General features: G+C 69.6%; 15 protein-coding genes. All 15 read right to left on the bottom strand.

The genetic code is table 11. The features are described from left to right. Positions 1 to 54 precede the first annotated feature (54 nt). The gene (gene treZ, locus ITJ43_RS04270; protein WP_194582603.1) at positions 55 to 1,836 is read right to left on the bottom strand and encodes a malto-oligosyltrehalose trehalohydrolase; all 1,782 of its coding nucleotides are present in this window, start codon (positions 1,834 to 1,836) and stop codon (positions 55 to 57) included. Between the two features lie 174 nt (positions 1,837 to 2,010). Continuing rightward, positions 2,011 to 3,243, bottom strand: coding sequence for an amidohydrolase (locus ITJ43_RS04265; protein ID WP_194582602.1), 1,233 nt, complete (start codon positions 3,241 to 3,243; stop codon positions 2,011 to 2,013). After that, positions 3,240 to 3,887 carry a VOC family protein gene (locus ITJ43_RS04260; RefSeq protein ID WP_194582601.1) on the bottom strand — a complete coding sequence of 216 codons (648 nt, stop codon included), beginning with the start codon at positions 3,885 to 3,887 and terminating at the stop codon, positions 3,240 to 3,242. The genes ITJ43_RS04265 and ITJ43_RS04260 overlap by 4 nt, the downstream gene beginning before the upstream one ends. A gap of 19 nt (positions 3,888 to 3,906) precedes the next feature. After that, positions 3,907 to 4,530, bottom strand: coding sequence for an alkylhydroperoxidase domain protein (locus ITJ43_RS04255; RefSeq protein WP_194582600.1), 624 nt, complete (start codon positions 4,528 to 4,530; stop codon positions 3,907 to 3,909). Between the two features lies 1 nt (position 4,531). After that, entirely contained in the window at positions 4,532 to 5,164 is a 633-nt protein-coding gene (locus ITJ43_RS04250; protein WP_194582599.1) for a CMD domain protein, read from the bottom strand. Beyond that, a complete protein-coding gene (locus ITJ43_RS04245) occupies positions 5,161 to 6,237 on the bottom strand; it encodes a putative FMN-dependent luciferase-like monooxygenase (RefSeq protein WP_194582598.1) in 1,077 nt (358 codons plus the stop codon). Before ITJ43_RS04245 ends, ITJ43_RS04250 begins: the two co-directional genes overlap by 4 nt. Continuing rightward, positions 6,234 to 7,931, bottom strand: a complete 1,698-nt coding sequence (locus ITJ43_RS04240; RefSeq protein WP_194582597.1) for a dipeptide ABC transporter ATP-binding protein — start codon at positions 7,929 to 7,931, stop codon at positions 6,234 to 6,236. Before ITJ43_RS04240 ends, ITJ43_RS04245 begins: the two co-directional genes overlap by 4 nt. Then, positions 7,928 to 8,818 carry an ABC transporter permease gene (locus tag ITJ43_RS04235; protein ID WP_194582596.1) on the bottom strand — a complete coding sequence of 297 codons (891 nt, stop codon included), beginning with the start codon at positions 8,816 to 8,818 and terminating at the stop codon, positions 7,928 to 7,930. The genes ITJ43_RS04240 and ITJ43_RS04235 overlap by 4 nt, the downstream gene beginning before the upstream one ends. Continuing rightward, entirely contained in the window at positions 8,815 to 9,867 is a 1,053-nt protein-coding gene (locus ITJ43_RS04230) for an ABC transporter permease (RefSeq protein ID WP_194582594.1), read from the bottom strand. The genes ITJ43_RS04235 and ITJ43_RS04230 overlap by 4 nt, the downstream gene beginning before the upstream one ends. Positions 9,868 to 9,889: 22 nt before the next feature. Beyond that, entirely contained in the window at positions 9,890 to 11,542 is a 1,653-nt protein-coding gene (locus tag ITJ43_RS04225) for a TIGR04028 family ABC transporter substrate-binding protein (RefSeq protein ID WP_194583164.1), read from the bottom strand. Positions 11,543 to 11,706: 164 nt separating this feature from the next. Beyond that, positions 11,707 to 14,106: a malto-oligosyltrehalose synthase gene (gene treY / locus ITJ43_RS04220; protein WP_194582592.1), complete on the bottom strand. Its 2,400-nt coding sequence runs from the start codon at positions 14,104 to 14,106 to the stop codon at positions 11,707 to 11,709. A 2-nt stretch (positions 14,107 to 14,108) separates the two neighbouring features. Further along, entirely contained in the window at positions 14,109 to 16,319 is a 2,211-nt protein-coding gene (glgX, locus tag ITJ43_RS04215) for a glycogen debranching protein GlgX (protein WP_194582590.1), read from the bottom strand. 139 nt (positions 16,320 to 16,458) lie between these two features. Next, positions 16,459 to 18,177 carry an amylo-alpha-1,6-glucosidase gene (locus tag ITJ43_RS04210; RefSeq protein ID WP_194582588.1) on the bottom strand — a complete coding sequence of 573 codons (1,719 nt, stop codon included), beginning with the start codon at positions 18,175 to 18,177 and terminating at the stop codon, positions 16,459 to 16,461. Positions 18,178 to 18,180: 3 nt separating this feature from the next. Next, positions 18,181 to 18,993, bottom strand: coding sequence for a carbohydrate ABC transporter permease (locus ITJ43_RS04205; protein ID WP_194582587.1), 813 nt, complete (start codon positions 18,991 to 18,993; stop codon positions 18,181 to 18,183). Next, complete coding sequence (locus ITJ43_RS04200) at positions 18,990 to 19,979, bottom strand: carbohydrate ABC transporter permease (protein WP_228495475.1); 990 nt, start codon at positions 19,977 to 19,979, stop codon at positions 18,990 to 18,992. The genes ITJ43_RS04205 and ITJ43_RS04200 overlap by 4 nt, the downstream gene beginning before the upstream one ends. Positions 19,980 to 19,992: the final 13 nt, after the last annotated feature.

Raw genomic sequence — 19,992 nt, 5'->3', positions numbered from 1 at the left:
CGCACGCCAGACCCTTGACAGCGCGAGGCGGACGGAGAGGCGAGAGCGCGGCGCTCAGCCGACCGGCAGGTACTCCGCGGAGGTGCGACTCGGTGCGGGTGCACGTTCGACCGCGGTGCCCACGATTGCGGCCGAATCGGGCGAGAGCACGAGCGGCCCGGCCTCGACCGTCCACTCATCCACCGTGGTCGTCGCGAGCCACACCTCGCGCCCGTGGAGCGGAATGGTCCACGGCTGCGCTGACAGATTCACGTAGATCGCCGCGGTGTCGCGATGGAGGATCCACCGCCCCGCTCCCCCGCTCTCGGCACCGTGCCCGCGGCGATCGGGGTCGGTCAGCTCGGGGTGCGTGCGGCGCAGCCGCGACATCGCGCGATAGAGCGAGAGCAGCCGGGCGTGGGCGGGCGCATCGAGCTCCGACCAGTCGAGCTTCGACCGTTCGAACGTGGCGGGATCGTTCGGGTCGGGCACAAGCGATTCATCCCAGCCCATCCGGGCGAACTCGGCCGTGCGTCCCTCGCGGGTCGCCGCGGCCAGTTCAGGCTCGGGGTGAGAGGTGAAGAACTGCCACGGCGTCGAGGCGCCCCACTCCTCCCCCATGAACAGCATCGGCGTGCCGGGGGCAGACAGGGTCAGCACCGCCGCGACCTCGAGCCGCGCGGAGGACAGCGACTGGCTGAGGCGGTCGCCGGCGGCACGGTTGCCGATCTGGTCGTGGTCTTGCGCGAACGTCACGAGCCGCCACGACGAGACGGCATCGGGAATCGGCGCTCCCCACTCGCGACCCCGGAACGACGAGAACGTGCCGTCGTGAAAGAACCCGCCGGTCCAGGTCTTGGCGAGCGCCTGCGGGTCGGCGAAGTCGGCGTAGTAGCCCTCGGTCTCGCCGGTGAGGGCGACGTGCACGGCGTGATGCCAGTCGTCGACCCACTGGGCGGTCAGCCCGTATCCTCCGGCCTCCCGCGGGAGGATCATCACCGGGTCGTTGAGGTCGCTCTCCGCGATGAGTGTCAGCGGTCGTCCGAGGTGAGCCGACAGCGCATCGACGCGTTCGGCGATCTCCTGCAGAATGTGCACAGGGCTGCCGGCCGACTCGTGCAGGGCATGGACGGCATCCAGCCGCAGACCATCGACGTGCATGTCGCCGAGCCACATCAGCGCGTTGTCGATGATGTAGTCGCGCACCGCACGCTGGTCGAGATCGACGCTGGAGCCCCACGCATTGCTCTGCCCGTCACGCAGATACGGCCCGAATTCGGGCAGATAATTTCCGGACGGCCCGAGGTGGTTGTAGACGACGTCCTGCACCACCGCGAGCCCCGCCGCGTGTGCCGCGTCGACGAAGCGTCGGTAGGCCTCCGGCCCGCCGTAGTCCTCCTGCACCGTGTACCAGAGCACGCCGTCGTAGCCCCAGTTGTGGGTGCCGTTGAAGCCGTTCACCGGCAGTAGCTCGACGTGCGTGACGCCCAGGTCGACCAGGTGCGGCAGGCGCTCGATCGCGGCATCCAAGGTGCCCTCGGGGGTGAACGTGCCGAGGTGCAGCTCGTAGATGAGACCGCCGGCGAGCTGGCGCCCGGTCCAGGCGGCATCGGTCCAGGCGAAGGATGCCGGGTCGTCCCACGCCGAGAGGTCGTGCACGCCGCGGGGCTGGCGGCGGGAGCGCGGGTCGGGGCGCACGTCGCCGTCGCCGAGGACGAAGCCGTACTCGGCGCCGGCGTTCAGCCGCACGGGAGTCGTCCACCACCCGGCATCCCGAGGGGTGAGATCGACATCGTTGAACCCGGGCCGTCGCAGTCGCACCTGCGCCGCGCGCGGCGCCCACACCTCGATCGTCATGCGACCATCCTGCCCCGCGCGGTCAGATGCGGCAGACCCCTTGACGCGGAACCTGCCGCCGCGGGCGCGAACTCCGCAGAATGTCGCGAGCTCCGCAGCGGATGCCGCAGAAGCGTGCGGAGTTCGTCGCGACCTGCGGAGGTCGTCGGGCGGAAAGCACCCAGGGGCGGCGCGTCACTCCTCCCAGCGAGAGGGTCCCCCGGATGCCGCGAACTCGGCGGCCGCGGCGGCGCGCAGCTCGGGGTCGGCGGCGTAGGAAACCGCTGTCGCGGCCAGGGCGGCCGCGGCATCCACCAGAGCGTCGACCGCAGCCGGGAGCACGGTGAGGTCGGCGAAGGCCGCATTGTGGGGGAACACATCGTCGGGGCCGCCGAGTCCGAGCGAGGGGTGGATCGACGGCACCATGCGGCTGACGTTGCCCATGTCGGTCGACGGCCCGCCCTGCGGCGGGGTGGCCGGTGCCGGGATCTCGTGACCGCGCGCCGCGAAGGCCTGCGTCCACCGCGAGGTCAGCGCCGTGTTGGTCTGCAGCGGGAGGTAGGGCGGCACGGGGTCGACGTCGATCTCGGCGCGGGTCCCCGTGGCGAGCGCGGCTCCCTCGAGCACGGCGACGACGCGATCGGTGAGATCGCGCAGCTGCCCGACCTCGGCGGAGCGCACGTAGAACAGCGCCGACGCGCGTTCGGGAACGATGTTGGGCGCGGCCCCGCCGTCGGTGATGATGCCGTGCAGGCGGTCGCTCGGCAGGATGTGCTGGCGCAGCTGCGCCACGCTCTGATATGCGGTGACGACCGCATCGAGCGCGTTGCGGCCGAGCCACGGCGCGCCCGCGGCGTGGGCCGCGCGCCCGTGGAAGGTCACCGCGACCCGACGCACACCCGTGGTGCGCTGACCGAGCACCGAGCTGGTGCCCGACCCGCTCGACGGGTGCACCATGCCCGCGGCATCCACGTCGTCGAAGCCGCCGGCGCGGATGATCAGCTCCTTGCCGCCGCCGTTCTCCTCGGCGGGGGTGCCGATCAGCGACAGGCGTCCGCCGATCTCGGCGACGGCCGGTGCCGCCGCGAGGAAGGCCCCTACCGCGACGGCCGCGATGATGTTGTGTCCACAGGCGTGACCGATGCCCGGGAGGGCGTCGTACTCGGCGATGATCGCGAAGTGCGGGCCGGATGCCGCGCCCGCCGTTGCCCGCAGGGCGGTGTCGAGACCGAACGCGCCCACCTCGGCATCCACCCCGTGCGCGGCGAGCAGGGCCGCGATGCGCGCGACCGACGCGTGCTCCTCGAAGCCGATCTCGGGATGGTCGTACAGCTCGCGCGCGAGCCGCGCGAGCTCGGGACGCAGCCGTTCGACGGCGGCCGCGAGATCCGTGTCGACCGCCGACGACGACGCCGCGTCGACGCTCACAGCTCGACGAGCTCGCCGTCGGCGCGGCGCAGCGTGAGACGGAACGCGGACGCTGCGCCTGCGACGACCTCCGCCAGCCCGTCCCCCAAACCATAGGCGGCGAGGATCGCCTGCAGCGGCGAGGTGTCGGGCTCGGTGCGCACGAGCGAGACGAGCTCGATCGTGGGGATGTCGCTGAGGCCCGGCTGCGCCGTGGTGCCCCAGTCGATGAGGAACGGAACGTCGAGGCGGCGGTTCTCGCCACGGGTGAGGCGCCACTCCAGGAGGGTGCCGTCGGGGGTGCGGCGGGAGAGATCGCTGACATCTCCCGGGTCGTAGCCGCCGGCGCGCGCGGTGGCGACGGTGGCCTCGATGTCGGTCGGGTGCACCGCGTACGCCTGCACGCTGGGCGCGGCCAGCGTGGCGATCCCGAAGGTCTCCGGCAGCTCGGGCTCGGGGCGATCGGGGTTCGGTCCGATCAGCTCGATGTACTGGGGGCCGCGCTGACCGTCGACGGTCAGTGCGACGAGCGCGTTGGCGGTGCCGGTCGGGTGGGCGCCACCGGGCGCGGCGACCACACCGGTGCGCTCGGCGAACCAGTCGACGAGTGCGGCCAGGTCGGGCCCGGCGATGACGACGTGGTCGAGAAGGGTGGGAATGCTCATCAGTGTCCTCGGTATCGGGTTAGCGGGTGGATGCGCGGCGGGCGGGAACCTCGGGCTCGCCGAGTGACAGCATCAACCGGTTCGCCCAGTTGAAGAAGGCGGCGCCGCCGATGACGTCGACGATCTCGGCGTCGTCGAGGCCGGCCGCGCGCAGCCGTGCGATGTCCGCGTCGCCGAAGCCGAGCGGTGTGTCGGCGAGGGCGACGGATGCCGCGACCACCGCGTTCCACGTCTCGTCGCCGAGGTCGGCCTCCACCCCCTCGTCGAGCAGGCGTTGCACATCGGCCTCGCGACCCGATTCGCGGGTGGCAGCCGCGGCGTGCACCGACGCGCAGAACACGCAGCCGTTGTGGCGCGAGGTCGCGGCCGCGGCGAGCTCGCGCTCGGCTCGACCGATACCTCCCGACACGTTGTAGAAGATGTCGAGGTCGGTGAGCGTGCGCGCCCGCAGGGCCTCGGGATCGCGCGCGAGCAGGCGGAAGTACGGCATCTTCGTGCGGGCCGGCTCGATGAGCGCGTCGCGCTGAGCGTCGGTCAGCTCGTCCTCGGCCACGGGCAGCAGCCACGGGACCCAGCCGAGCCCCTCCTGCGTGAACGCGTCCGGTCGAGCGAGGTCGGCGTAGGTGGTGACGACGTCGGTCATGTCAGGCTCCTTCGGAGACGGTGGCGGGCGCGAGCGGGGCGGATGCCGCGGCCAGTAGGCGCAGCCCCCAGGCCACGCGCAGCTGGAAGCTCAGGAACGCGACGAGCTGCGACAGCGAGACGATGTCGTCGGCGCTCCACCCGGCATCCACGAGCGCCTGCAGCGCCTGCGCGCGCGCCTCGCGCGGTCGGAACACGAGCAGATGCGTGTGCGTGAACGCGGCAGACAGCCGCGGGCCCAGAGCTGCTGCGGTCGCGGCATCGGGAGCCCAGCGCACGCCGTCGGTCGCCTCGCCCCGCAGGTCCGGCTCGCGATACGCGCCGAACGGTCCGGTCGCAGCTGCGGCGGTCGCGGCATCCGCTACGACGACGGTCAGCGCGGGCGCCTCGTCGCCGAGGAGGTCGCCGTAGAACGCCGTCGCTTCGGCGAAGCCGTGCAGCTGTGAGACGAACGAGGCGACGGCGTAGCGCTCCGACAGTGCGAACGTGCCTGGCTCTGCCGGTTCGAGCAGAGCTTCGAAGCTGCGTTGTGCATTCTCCCGGGCCTGGGCCCGCTGGTCACGGACGGCGGCGAGGACGTCTCCGGGTGCGATCCCGGCGAGCAGGTCGATGATGTCGGCGGTGGGGGTGCTCATGCGAGTCCTTCCGAGGAGGTGGGGGCGACGGCGAGCGGCCGGTGCGCGCCGTGGAGGTCGGCGGCAGCATCCGGTCCGATGGACAACCCGAGTCGCGGGGCGACCTCGGACGCGAGCAACTGCAGCGAGCGCAGTGTGAGCTCGTGGGTCGCGGCGATCGAATGCACCTGGAACGAGACGTCGCTCGCTGCCGGCAGCGTCTCATCGGCTGCGAGCGAGGCGACCACCTCGTCGACCGTGCCGACATGGGTGTCGGTGATGCGTACCAGCTCGTCGAGCGAGACATCGTCGGTGTCGATGCCGAACATCGTGCGCGCCAGGTGACGCAGTCCATCCCCGGCGAGCTCGAAGGCTCGGGTGCGGTTCTCCGGGTCGACGACGAGAGCCGTCCGCGAGGCCAGCACGCGCACGGGCGCACCCTCCGGCAATGCGGCGCGGTACGCCTCGATGATCGGCAGCTGCAGCTCGTGCAGCGGGGCATCGGGAGCATCTGGCGTGCGCGGCTGGGTGCGTGAGAGCAGCAGTCCGTCGCCGCGTTCACCCGCGCGGCGTCCGCCGTCGGCCGAGAACGTCGCCTGCCAGATGCGCTCGGCCAGCGTGCCCGAGGTCGGGTAGATGCGCGACGCGGTGCCGCGGATGCCACGCCCCTCGAGGGCGTCGAGGAGCACATCGAAGTGGTCGGCGAAGATCTCGCGGCGCCGGTCGGACTCGCGACCGAACGCGGCGAACGACGACGGGGTACCGCCGGTGGCGAGCCCCAGCTGCACGCGCCCACCGCTGATCTGATCGAGCACCGTCGCATCCTCTGCCACCCGCAGCGGATCGTCGAGCGGCAGCGTGATCACTCCGGTCGCCAGAGCGATGCGCTCCGTACGCTCGGCGGCGGCGGCCAGGAGCACGAACGGCGACGGCAAGCCCCCTTCGTGCTCGCCGAAGTGGTGCTGCGCCAGCCACGCCGAGGCGAATCCGCTCCGCTCGGCCTCTGCGATCTGCTCGATCGCGAACCGATAGCGGTCGGCAGGGGAGGCGTCTTCGAGCACACGACTGAAGAAACCGAGACGGGGGCCGCTCATACGGAGACCTCTTCCTGGACGGTGACGGGCGGGAGGGAATGCGGCGCGGCGATCTGTTCGCGAAGCGAGGCACCCGGAATCGCGGCGAGCAGTTCGCGGGTGTACGGGTGCCGCGGATCGGCGAAGACGGCGGCCGCAGCTCCCTGCTCCACCTGCTGACCGCGGCGCAGTACCGAGACCGTATCGGCGATCTGACGGACCACGGCGAGGTCGTGCGAGATGAACACGTAGGTGAGCCCGAGGTCGGACTGCAGGCGCGCGAGCAGCCGCAGGATCTGCGCTTGCACGGTCACGTCCAGCGCCGAGACGGCCTCGTCCAAGACCACCAGCTCGGGTTCGACGATCAGCGCCCGGGCGATCGCGACACGCTGTCGCTGCCCGCCCGACAGCTCGCGAGGATACCGCGTGGCGATGTCGGGGGCGAGGGCGACCAGCTCGAGGTGATGCGCGACCCGATCGGCCCGCTCGGCCCGCGAGCCGATGCCGAAGTTGCGCAGAGGTTCGGTGAGGATGTCGGCGATGCTCTGGCGCGGATCGAGCGACGCATACGGATTCTGATAGACGAGCTGCGTACGACGGTGGAAGGCGCGTCGGGCGCGTCCGCCGGCCAGAGCGGTGACCTCCGTGTCGCCGACACGGATCGACCCCCGGGTGGGGCGGTTGAAGCCGGCGATCGAGCGTCCCGTCGTGGTCTTGCCCGACCCCGACTCGCCGACGAGGGCGTGGGTCGTGCCGCGGGCGACGGTGAACGAGACGTCGTCGACGGCGACCAGCGGCGATCGACCCGCACGACGGAACTCCTGTGCGAGACCGACGACCTCGACGAGCGTGCGCTCGCTCGGGGTGTCGCCGGCCGCGGCATCCGGAGTCACGCGGTCGACCACCCGCGCCAGCGACGGCGCATCGGCCAGGAGGGTGCGTGTGTACGCAGACGACGGCGCGGCCAGCACCTCGGCGGTGGGGCCCGCTTCCTGCACTTGACCGGCGCGCATCACGACGAGGGTGTCGGAGCGGTCGGCGGCGACAGCGAGGTCGTGCGTGATGAACAGGATGCCGGTGCCCGTCTCGGCTCGCAGCTCGTCGAGGAGGTCCAGCACGGTCCGCTGCACCGTGACGTCGAGTGCGCTGGTCGGCTCGTCGGCGATGATCAGCTCGGGCTGCATCGCCAGGGCGGCGGCGATCAGCACGCGCTGACGCATGCCGCCCGACAGCTCATGCGGATATTGCGGCGCCCGGGTTTCGGGATCGTCGATGCCCACCCGTTCGAGCAGGTCGATGACGCGCGCCCGGATCTTGGCGCCGTCCCTCCACCCGTGGATGCGGAGGGCCTCGCCCACGCTCCAGCCGATCGTGGCGACCGGGTTGAGCGAGTTGCCCGGATCTTGCGGGATGAGCGCGATGCAGCGCCCGCGCAGGTGCCGCCAGCGCCGCTCCGAGAGCCCGACGAGATCGGTGAGTCCGTCGGTGCGTTCGGAGAGGTGGACGCTGCCCGCCGACACCTGGCCGTTGGCGGCGAGCAGGCCGATCACCGACTGGGCGACCGTGGTCTTGCCCGAGCCCGACTCGCCGACGAGGGCGGTGACCGATCCCGCCTCGACGTCGAACGAGACGCCGCGGACAGCGTCGACGATGCCGCGGCGCGTGCGGTACTGCACCGCGAGGTCGCGGATGGACAGCAACGGTTGCGCGATCATGCGGCATCCCCTCCTCGGAGCGCCTGGCTCAGGCGATTTGTCGCGAGCACGACGACGACGACGATCAGACCGGGCAGCACCGTGAGCCACCAGGCCGTCGCGACGTAGTTGCGTCCTTCGGCGATGAGCAGTCCCCACTCGGGCGTGGGCGGCGGCGCGCCGTAGCCCAGGAAGCCGAGGGTCGAGATCTGCAGGATGGCGGAGCCGAACTGCAGCGCGGCGAGCGCGATGACCGGCGTGAGCGAGTTGGGGAGGATATGGCGCCACAGCACGCCGAAGAACGTGCCGCCCGAGCCGTACGCCGCCTCGACGAAATCGGTGACGCGGACGCTGACCACGCGCGAACGCGCGAGCCGCGCGAAGACGGCGATCGAGGTGACACCGACCGCGATAGCGGCGCTGGTGGTGCCGAAGCCGAGCAGCACCACGACGCTGAGCGAGAGCAGCAGCGCCGGAATGGCGAGGAGCACGTCGACGACCCGCATGAGCACCTCGTCGACCGCGCCGCCCAGCGCGCCGGCGGCCAGCCCGACGGCGGTGCCGACGACCAGCCCCACCGCGACGGCGACGAGTGCCCCGACGATCGACTGCGACGCCCCGTAGACGACGCGGGCGTAGAGGTCGCGGCCGGTGGCGTCGGTGCCGAACCAGTGCTCGGCGCTCGGCGCCTGCAGCGCAAGCGCGGCCGTCTCGGTGGGGCTCTGCGACGTGAACAGACCGGGAAACAGGGCCCACAGCAGGGCGACCACGATCACGACGGCAGGAATGAGGAACCCGGCGCGCGAGAGGACAGCACGCCAGCGGATGCGACGGTCGGGCGTCGGATCGGTGGCGCGTCCGGACGTCGGTTCTGCGGTCAGGCCCGCCGTGGGGGCGAGAGCGGTCATCGGCCTTCTCCTGATCCGTGAGCGGGTGCGGCGGCGACGACGCCGACCTCGGCATCCACGAGTTCATCGACGGCGCGCTCGGCGGCATCCACCGTCGACGGCTGCCGAGCGCCGCGGGAGCGACGCGGAGACCGCAGGCGCGCATCGAGAACGGGGTACAGCAGGTCGACGATGAGGTTGATGATGACGAAGGCGACCGTCGAGATCACCACCACCGCGAGCAGCACCGGGGTGTCGCGATTGGCGACGGCCTGAGCGGTGAGCTGGCCGATTCCGGCGCGCGCGAACACCGTCTCGGTGACGACCGCTCCCCCGACGAGCTCGCCGAAAAGCAACCCCGCCATCGTCAAGGTGGGCAGCAGGGCATTGCGCGCGACGCCTCGCCACAGCAGCCACGACGTGCTGGCGCCGCGGGCACGCACCACGGCGACGAACGGCTGCTCGCGCACCTCGTCGATCGACCGCATGAGCACCTGCGAGAGAGGCGCCGCGATCGGGATGGCGAGGGCGATGACCGGGAGGATCAGCGCCTGCACGGGGTTGGCGCCGATGACGGGCACCAGTCCCAACCGGAAGGAGAAGATCTGGATGAGGATGATGCCGATCCAGAACACCGGCAGCGAGACGAAGAGGGGCGGGATGCCGCGGAACACGCGGCGCAGCACCCCACCGGCACCATAGGTCGCGGTGAAGGCGATCGTCACAGCGAGAAAGACCGCGAGCACCAGGCCCAGCACCGCCAGGGTGAGAGTCGGCGGCAGTGCGGTCGCGATCAGTGCGGAGACCGACGCGCCGCTGGCGACCGAGTAGCCGAAGTCTCCCGTGAGAAAGCCCGCGATCGAGCGGACGTACTGCACGATGAGCGGCTGGTCGGCCCCCAGCGACTGACGGATCGCCTCGATCTGGTCGGGCGTGAGGCCGAGCTCGGGGCTGCCGTACCGGGCGATGACCGCATCGCCCGGCAGGGCCGCGAGCAGCAGATAGGCCGCCGTGTAGGCCAGAGCGAGGACGAGAACCGCCTGGCCCACACGACGAAGGACGTACGACATGAGGTCTCCGCAGCTGCGGGGATCAGCCCGCGAGCCAGGTCGAGTAGAACGACGGACGTCCGACCGACTCGGTTCCGAACCCATGGACCTTGGCGGTGAGGCCGAAGACCTGGGGCTCCTCGAAGATCGGGAGGATGTACGCGTTCTCGGCGAGGTAGGTCTGCGCCGCCGCCGACGCCGCCTGACGCTGCGGCGTCGTCGGCTCCGAGGCGATGGCCTGCAGCAGCGTGTCGAGCTGCGGGTCACCGACGCTGCCGTCGGCCGAGTTCAGGTTGAGCAGCGTGTTGCGGTTCTTGGAGAAGTACTGCGACTTGAGGACGTCGAAGTCCGCACGCCCGACCATCGAGTGGTACACCTGGATCGTTGCCTGGTCGTTCGAGGCCTTCGTCTGCGCGGCCATGTCGCCGGCGAACAGCGACACCTGGATGCCGAGCTTGCCCAGCTGCTCCTGGATGAGGGTCACGACCTCCTTCGACCGCGGCTGCGGCAGGGCCTCGTTGAACGCGAGCGTGAGCTTCTCGCCGTCCTTCGTCCGCACGCCGTCGGAACCGAGGGTCCAGCCGGCGGCGTCCAGCAGCGCGGCTGCCTTCGTGGGGTCGTACGCGTAGTACGACGAGGTGTCGACGTAGCCGAGGGCGGTCTTGGCGAGCGCACCGGTGGCCAGCGGGTAGTTCTTGGTGAAGAGGGTGTCGACGATCTTCTGACGGTCGATGCCGGCGATGATCGCCTGGCGCACGCGCACATCGGCCAGACGCGGCTCGCGGAAGCGGAAGCTCAAACCGTTGTTGACGCCGTTGGTGGCCGCGGCGTGCAGCGACAGCCCGGATGCCGCGAACTGCGCCTCGTCGGGCGCGGGGATGCCGCGGGCGATGTCGGCTTGACCGGCCACGACCGTGCCGACGCGCACGCTGTTCTCCGCGGCGACGACGTAGTTCACGCCGGCGAGGTAGGCCGCACCCTGGTGCTGCAGCGACGGCGGCGCCCAGTTGTAGTCCTTGCGCGCGGTGACGCTGGTCTGCGTGCCGATCTGCTCGTCGGAGATGACGAACGGACCGCTGCCGATGATCTTCGTCGCGTTGCCCGGACCGAACTGCTCGCTGGTGCGATCGAGGGTCGCGTCCGACAGCAGGCCCGAGTTGATCGTCGAGACGGCCTGTGCGAAGCCGGGCGAGGGGGCGGTGAAATGGAAAACGACCGTGTGGTCGCCGGTGACCTCGCCGTGGTCGTAGTTGTTGATCGCCTCCGACACCGACAGGGCGCGGGCCTTGTCGCCCTTGCCGTAGAGGTCGATGTTCTTCACGACGTTCGCCGCCGTCAGGGGGGTGCCGTCGGAGTAGGTGACGTCGGTGCGCAGGTCGAAGGTGTACTCCGTGGCATCCTCATTGACCTTGTAATCCGTCGCGATCCACGGCTCGAGCGCGAGGGTCTCCGGGTTCTGGTACAGCAGGCGATCGGTGACGTTGTTCACGATGCCGCCGTTGGGGTAGAAGCCCGCAGACGGCGGGTACAGCGTGGTCCAGGTCTGCGGTTCGAGATAGGTCAGAGTGCCGCCGGAGGCGGGCTGACCGCCGTCGGAGGCCGCCGGGGTCGCGGCGCCGGACGCGCAGCCGGCGAGCAGGGCGACCACGGCGACGGTGGATGCCGCCGCGAGGGCGGTGCGGGTGAAACGGGACATGGTGGTCTCCTGGGGTGCGCCGGACGACGCTGCGGTGTGCGGGATGGTCCACCCCACCACGCCGTGGACGGCGCTCACCACTCGACGGTCACGTGACGTAAGCGCACGTCACGAAACGTAAGAAACCGATCCGGCGGGAACAAAGCCCACCGCGAGAAGATCAGTCAGACGTGCGTCAGCAGCGCCACCGGCAGGTCGGCCAGCAGCTCCCCCAGCGACGCGATACCGCCGTCGATCTCGCGGCCGGTGAACTCGTCGCGCCAGCGGCCCGCGGGCAGCATCACCGCAGTGCCCGCCCAACCCCCGCGCGCCTCGAGTCCGAGCGGAAGCCGAGTGGCCACCACGATCGCACCACCCCGATCGAACGCGACCGCGTGAGCGCAGGCCGCACCTACCACCGGCAGGGCGGCATAGCGCGTGAAGAGCTCAGGACGGTCGCGACGCATTCGCAGGGTGCGCGAGACGACGAGCAGTTTCGCGGCCCCGGAGTCGTCGATCGGGGGCATCCACCCGCCGTCGAGGCGCGCCAGCAGCGTCCGCCGAAGGCCGAAGTCGACGGCACGGCGGTTGTCCGGATCGACGAGCGAGAGATCCCACAGCTCGGTGCCCTGATACACGTCCGGAACGCCCGGCCCGGCGAGCTGGAGCACCTTCGCGGCCAGCGAGTTCGACCGCCCCGCCGGGGTGATCGTGTCGACGAGATCGGCCACGATCGATCGCGCGGCACCGAACGCCGCGTCGATCAGTCCGTGGACCCGCGCTTCAAAAGCCTCGTCCGGGGCAGTCCACGTGGTGCCGACCGCACCTTCACGCGCTGCCTTCTCGGCGTACGCGTGCAGACGATCGCGCAGCGCGGCGTCGTCGGACCACGCGCCGACGACGGCCTGCCACAGAAGGTTGTCGAGGGGACCGTCGCCGGTCGATGCGATCGCCCGCAGGTCACCGAGCGCCTCCGCCCAGCGGTCGGGCATCTCCGCGAGCACCGAGAATCGCGCCCGCACGTCTTCGGACCGTTTCGTGTCGTGCGTCGTCAACGCCGTCAGCGCGTGCGGCCACGACGCCTGGCGCGCGGCGAAGGCGCGGTGCAGCGCTTCGACGGGCAGCGCGAACTGCGACGGGTCTCCGCCGACCTCGGTGAGCGAGGTGAGCCGGCTGTACCGGTAGAACGCCCGGTCTTCGACCCCCTTGGCCATAACCGGGCCGGTGGTCTGCATGAACCGGTGCGACAACTCGGATTCGGCGTCGGCGATGAGCTCCGCCAGCTCGGTGAGCGTGTCAGCGAGGTCGGGTCGCGCGGCGGATGCCGTGGCCACCGCATCCGCCAGCAGTTCGCGACCGGCCGGAAGATACGCGCGGTAGACGGGGAACGCGGCGAGCAGAGCGGCGAACGCGTCGCGCGCGCGGTCGTCGCCGAGGGCGGACCGCACGGCCGACGGCAGGCAGCGCACCAGTCGGCCGATTTCGGCGGCCTGCGACGTGTCGGCGATGTCGCGTTTGGTCGCGGCGGTCATCTCCTGCCACGTCAGCGATTCGCCGCGCAGCCGTCCGTCGAGGGACGTCAATGCAGCCTCGCCTGCCGGGTCGACCAGCACGCGGTCGATCTCGCCGAGCGCGTCGTAGCCCGTGGTGCCCTCGGTCGCCCACCACGAGGGCAGCTCCTCGCCCGGCTCGAGGATCTTCTCGACGTAGACGGGGAAGGGACGTTTCGACGCGGCGTTGCGCGCCCCGTCCACCGCGCCCGCCAGGGCATCGAGGTAGCCGCCCGGGTCGGAGAGCCCATCGGGGTGGTCGATACGCAGACCGTCAATCAGCCCCTCGCGCACCCACCGCAGGATCTCGACGTGTGACGCGTCGAACACCTCGGGCAGCTCCACGCGCACACCGGCGAGCGAGGTCACCGTGAAGAAGCGTCGGTAGTTGAGCTCTTCCGCGTCGCGCCGCCACGACGTCAGCCGCCAATGCTGCCGCTCGAGCACATCGCGGACGGCGCTGCGATCGGTGGTCGCGTGTTGCGGCGCGGTGCCGGCAGCCAGGGGCAGTACGAGGTCGCCGTACGTCGCCGTGCCGAATCCGTCGTCGTCGGATGCCGGGGGCGCCACGTGGATCTGCGCGTCGTCGAGCACCTCGTCGAGAGCGGCCCCCAACACGGGGAGGACGACGCGTCCGCCGCCGTGCTCCCAATCGATGTCGAACGCTTCGGCGTGCGTGGACGCACGGCCGTGAGTGAGCACGTCCCACCACCACGGGTTGTCGGCCGGTACGGACACACCCTGATGGTTCGGCACGATGTCGATGATGATTCCGAGCCCCGCCTGCCGCGCCGCCGCGACGAAGCGCGCCAAGCCTTCGGGGCCGCCCCGATCGCGATCGACCCGGGTCGGGTCGACGACGTCGTACCCGTGATCCGACCCCTCGGCCGCCTGCAGGATGGGCGACAGATACGCCCAGTCCACCCCCAGCGCGCGGAGGTAGTCGGTCGTCGCCGCGGCGGCATCCAGGTCGAACGACGCCCGCACCTGCAGACGATAGGTCGAGACGGGGCGCGGCGTGCTCGCGTCGGCCATGATCAGTGCGGCAGCTCGGACTGCGGTGCCGGAGAGCGGACGATGTCGATCGGCACCGTCAGCGCGGCCAGCGACGCAGCGACCGAGTGGTCGACGTCGGGCTTCTCCTCGACGTAGTCGCGCAGCACGATGAGCGAGCGACCGGCGACCTCGAGCGCCTCGCCGCCGTCCCGCGGACGCGTGTCGGTGAGCTGCCCGGTCGTGTCGACCACGATCTCCCACTGCGGGCTGAACTCCGCCCGAGGAATCGTGAACGACAGCGATTCGTCCCCCGCGTTGAAGAGGATGAAGAAGTGGCGGTCTTCGATCTGCTCGCCGCGGCGATCGCGCTCGCGGATGCCGGCACCGTTGAGGAAGACGCCGACGGCGCGACCGAAGCCCGACTCCCAGTCCTCGGGCTGCATCTCGGTGCCGTCGGGTCGCAGCCACGCAATGTCGGGCAGCGGCGATCCCTCTTCGCGGCGCACCGGACGCCCGTCGAAGAATCGGCTGCGCCGGAACGTCGGATGCTCGCGACGCAATCGAGCGAGGGCGGCGGTGAACTCGACCAACGGCTGGTCGACATGACTCCAGTCGATCCACGTGATCTCGTTGTCTTGCGCGTACCCGTTGTTGTTGCCGCCCTGGGTGCGCCCCAACTCGTCACCGTGGGAGATCATCGGCACGCCCTGACTGAGCAGAAGCGTCGCGAGGAAGTTGCGCTGCTGGCGCGCGCGCAGCGTCAACACGCCCTGGTCGTCGCTCGGGCCCTCGACACCGCAGTTCCACGACCGGTTGTGCGATTCGCCGTCGTTGTTGTCTTCGCCGTTGGCCTCGTTGTGCTTCTCGTTGTACGAGACGAGGTCGCGCAGAGTGAAGCCGTCATGGGCGGTGACGAAGTTGATGGATGCCACGGGCCTGCGGCCCGAGTTCTCGTACAGATCGGCTGAACCCGTCAACCGCGACGCGAACTCGGCGAGCGTCGCAGGCTCACCCCGCCACAGGTCTCGGACGGTGTCGCGGTACTTTCCGTTCCATTCCGTCCACTGCGGCGGGAAATTGCCCACCTGGTAGCCGCCGGGACCGATGTCCCACGGCTCGGCGATGAGCTTGACCTGCGAAATTACGGGATCCTGCTGCACGATTTCGAAGAAGGCCGCGAGACGGTCCACCTCGTAGAACTCGCGGGCGAGAGTGGCCGCGAGATCGAAGCGGAAACCGTCGACGTGCATCTCGAGCACCCAGTAGCGCAGCGAGTCCATGATCAGCTGCAGGGTGTGCGGGTTGCCGACGTTCATGCTGTTGCCGGTGCCGGTGTAGTCGGTGTAATACCGCTTGTCGTCGGGTTCGAGCCGGTAGTACGCCTCGTTGTCGATGCCACGCATCGACAGGGTCGGGCCCATGTGGTTGCCCTCGGCGGTGTGGTTGTAGACGACGTCGAGGATGACCTCGATGCCGGCGGCGTGCAGTGCCTTCACCATGCTCTTGAACTCCTGCACCTGCTGACCGCGCTGGCCGGTCGATGCGTAGGTGTTCTGCGGTGCGAGGAAGGCGATGGTGTTGTATCCCCAGTAGTTGCTGAGGCCCTTGTCCTGGAGCGTCGAGTCGTTCACGAACTGGTGCACCGGCATGAGCTCGATCGCCGTCACACCGATGTGTTTGAGGTGCTCGATGATCGCCGGGTGGGCGATGGCACTGTAGGTGCCGCGAATCTCCTCGGGGATGTCGGGGTGCAGCTCGGTCAGACCCTTGACATGAGCTTCGTAGATGACGGTCTCGGCATACGGAGTCTTGGGGAGCCGGTCACCCGCCCAATCGAAGAAGGGGTTGACCACGACGCCCTTCATCATCGCGTGCGCCGAGTCATCGTCGTTGCGCGACTCGGCGTCACCGAAGTTGTAGCCGAATACCGCCTGGCCCCACTGCACCTGACCCTCGACAGCCTTCGCATACGGGTCGAGGAGGAGCTTGTTCGGGTTGAAGCGCTGCCCGTTCGCCGGATCGCTCGGACCGTACACGCGGTACCCGTAGCGCTGGCCGGGCTGAACCGTCGGCAGATAGACGTGCCAGACGAAGGCGTCGACGTCGCGCAGCTCGATGCGGGTCTCGCGCCCGCGGTCACCGAAAAGGCAGAGCTCGACGCGTTCCGCGCCTTCGCTGAAGAGGGCGAAGTTCGTGCCGCTACCGTCGAAGGTCGCACCCAGTGGGTAGGCGGATCCGGGCCATGCCTGCATGTGCGACTCCCTGGTCGGTGACACTCGCTGCCACACGATCGAACCGTGACGAGACCATCCCGTGACGAGTTCAGCCTACGTCGCAGCGGGTTTCGTGATGGTGTCGGCCGAGGGGACTGGACGCGTCGACCGGGAGTTGCTATGAGCCCGTCGCGTGCGCGCGCAACGCGGCGTCTCGCGCGAGAATCAGATACACGCTCGCCGTCCAGGTGTATGCCCGGTCGCGCAATCCTTCGCCCGTGACGGCGTCGAAGTTCTCCGCGAAACCCGACGTCTCGCACAGCCGGCGAAAGCTCGCGCTGATCTCGTCGGCGAGGGCGATCGCACCCGCCCGGCGCAGACCGTCTTCGATGAGCAGCGTCGACGGGGCCCAGATCGGCCCCCGCCAGTAGCCGTCTGATTCATAGTGCGGCGAGTCCAAGGGCTCGGTCGCCAGCCCCCACCCGGTGAGGTGGTGGCGGATGGCCGCGGCGACGCGAGAGGTATCGGCCGCCGTGAGCAGGTCACCCAGGACGATGGGCATGTTCACCAGCAGACTGGTCGTCGAGCTGCGGCGACCGCTGAGGGGCGCGATGGCGAAGAAGCCCTGACCGTCGTGCAGCTGCGACATCAGCGCCCGCTGCACCCGCTGGGCCTCGGTACGCCACGTCTCGGCATCCGGCCGGCCGAGCTCGGCGGCGAGGCGCGCGAGCTCGTCCAGCTGCAGCACGAGGAACGCCGCCAGATCGGGAGCGATGACGACGCGATCGGCATCGAACATCGTCGCGTTGTCCCAGCCGCTGTCATTGCCGTGCTGATAGTGCGGAAGGTCGGCGCCCTCCGGACGACGCGCGTCCAGCCAGAACCGTGTCCACGCGACGAGCCGATCGTAGATGTCCTCGAGCACATCGACCGAAAGCGGATCGGTCAGGCGCTCGCGAAGCCGGGCGAGCGCCCAGCCATGGATCGGAGGTTTCACATAGTTGTAGAGCACCTCCGAATGGGTGACCGAGTCGGGCAGCGCACCGGACGGATCCTGATGGTCGAACGGCGTCAGGAACTGGTCGAGAGCGACCTGCGGCAGCGCGGCGAGCGCCAGCGCGTTGAAGCAATGGTCCCAGCTCCACACCTTGTCCATCCAGTGCTTCGACATGAAGACGCTCTCGCGACGCAAGAACCCGCCCGGCGGAACCGTCGCCGACCAGAGAACGTAGGCGGCGCGGGTCGCCGCCGGCGCCTGGGCACCCCGCCACGGCGCGATGGCGTCGACGTAGGCGCTGAAGTCGGCATCCACGGTGGACACGATCTCGTCGAAGGCCGCCTCGGAGCGATAGGACGGCCTCGCCGTCTCGTACTCCTCGACGACGACCTCCCACGCATCGCCGTCGAGGAGCACATGACGCTCGCCGCCCCCCGTCCGTTCCGCCCCCACCGTCTGCGCATGACCGGACAGCGAGGTCACCCGATATCGACGACCGGTCTCGTACGACGTGAAGACGCTCGCTCCGTCCATCGGGTCGCGGTAAAGGTACGTGCCCGTGAAGGGGGTGAGCTCGCTCGCGGCATCCGCAATGCGTAGCGCCAGCCCACGGCCGCGCAACCGCAGCACGCTCGGCCGCTCGAACACGGCATCAATACGTCCGCCCTCGGCAGTCGTCCACGTGAGACGGGCGGGTTCGGCGTGCCACACGGTGTCGGCTCGCTCGCCACCCACCTCGGGAACGAGGGCCAGCACGGCGTGCATGCCCGTCTGGTGCGTGACGAGATGGATGTCGTCCACGCGGCGGTGCAGGCCGATCACCGGCGACAGATCGAGCCAAGATCCACGGCGGCTGAACGGGATGTCGCGCACGTCGAACGTCGCGTCGTCGAGAGTCATAGGTCAGTCCTTCACGGCGCCGGCGGTGACCCCGGCGGCGACATAGCGTTGGGCGATGATGAGCAGGAGCGCGGCGGGGGCCGAGGCGACCACGGCGGTCGCCATGATCGCGTTCCAGTCCTGCGTGTTGTTGCCGATGTAGCGGTAGATGCCGATCGTGATCGGCTGCAGGTCGCCGCCGCGGTTGATGGTCGAGGCGAAGATGAAGTCTGACCACGCCCACAGGAAGGTGAACAGGGCGACGGTGACGAGGGAGTTGCGGCTGATGGGCAGCACGACCGAACGGAAGGTCCGCCACGCCCCGGCACCGTCGATCTTCGCGGCGGCGATCAGTTCGTCCGGAATGCCCGACATGAACGCCGTGAAGATCAGCACGCCGAAGGGAACGGCCAGCGTCGAATCGGCGAGGATCATCCCGGGGATCGTGTTGAGCAGTCCCCACGTGGAGAAAATCAGATAGAACCCCATCGCCATGATGATGCTCGGGATCATCTGGGCGATGAGCAGGACGAAGTTGAGCACGGTGCGTCCACGCGGGCGCAGCTTCGCGAGCGCGTAGGCGGCGGGCGCGGAGAGGGCGATGGTCAGCACCACGGCGCCGATCCCGACGACGAAGCTCGTGAGCAGGTACGGCAGCTGGTCGCTGATGACCCGCTCGTAGCCCGCGAAGGTCGGGTTCACCGGGAAGAGGTCGGGCGGATCCTTGCGGAGCCGGTCGGGCTGGGTGAGCGAGACGTTCACCATCCAGTACAGGGGAAAGAGCATCACCGCTGTGAGGATCACGCCGATGACGGTGTCGATGAGCCGCCTCGTCATGACGGGTCCACCCTCCGCTGCAGGCGGATGTAAATGAGGCCGAACACGAATGCGATGACGATCAGCACGTTGCCGACGGCTGCCGCGGGGCTCAGCTCGGGCGTTCCGCCGCCGAAGCCCAACCGGTACGACCAGATCGAGAGGGTCGTGGAGGCATCACCCGGACCACCCTTGGTCATGATCCAAATGATGTCGAACACCTTCAGCGTGTAGACGAGCCCCAAGAGGATCGTGATGGCCGATACCGGACGCAGCAGCGGGAAGGTGATACGCCAGAACGTCTGCCAGGCGTTGGCGCCGTCGAGGGATGCCGCCTCGTACACGTCGGTGGAGATGTTCTGCAGTCCGCTGTACAGGATGACGAGATTGAACGGGATGCCGATCCAGATGTTGGCGATCAACACCGACACCAGCGCCCACTGCGGCGACGTCAGCCAGTTGATCTGCGGTGCCCCGAGCGCCTGGATGCCGGCGTTGACGATGCCCGATTCACTGTTGAGCATCCACGACCAGATCGACGCCGACACCAGCAGCGGCAGCAACCACGGCACGAGGAAGAGAGCGCGCAGCGTCCCCGAGAGCGGGAAGCGGCGGAAGAAGAAGACGGCGAGGGCGAGCCCGATGGCGAACTGGAAGAGGATCGACCCCAGGGTGAAGACCGCTGTGTTGAGGATGGCCGGCGCGAAGGAAGCATCCTGCAGCACCGCGATGTAGTTGCTCAGCCCTGCCCAGTCGGCATTGCCGGTGATGAACGAGGCGAGCGTGTAGTCGCGGAAGCTCAGATCGAGGTTGCGCACCAGCGGGTACGCGTAGAAGAAGAGCAGGTAGAGGACGACGGGGGCGATGAACGCCCAGGCGACCAGTTGAGACGTGAGGCGCTGTCTCCGTCGCGAGGAGACACCTCCGCCCGTACCCGCTCGAGGACCCCGTGGTGTCGCGGGCATCGCCGGGTCCTTTCGCGGAAGCGGGCGGAGGGTCGTGGTCATCGGAGGGTGCTCA

Source organism: Microbacterium sp. VKM Ac-2870, from assembly GCF_015350795.1.
Lineage (GTDB): Bacteria > Actinomycetota > Actinomycetes > Actinomycetales > Microbacteriaceae > Microbacterium.
Note: the sequence above shows the minus strand (reverse complement) of the source record. Positions and strands in the feature narration are given on the sequence as shown.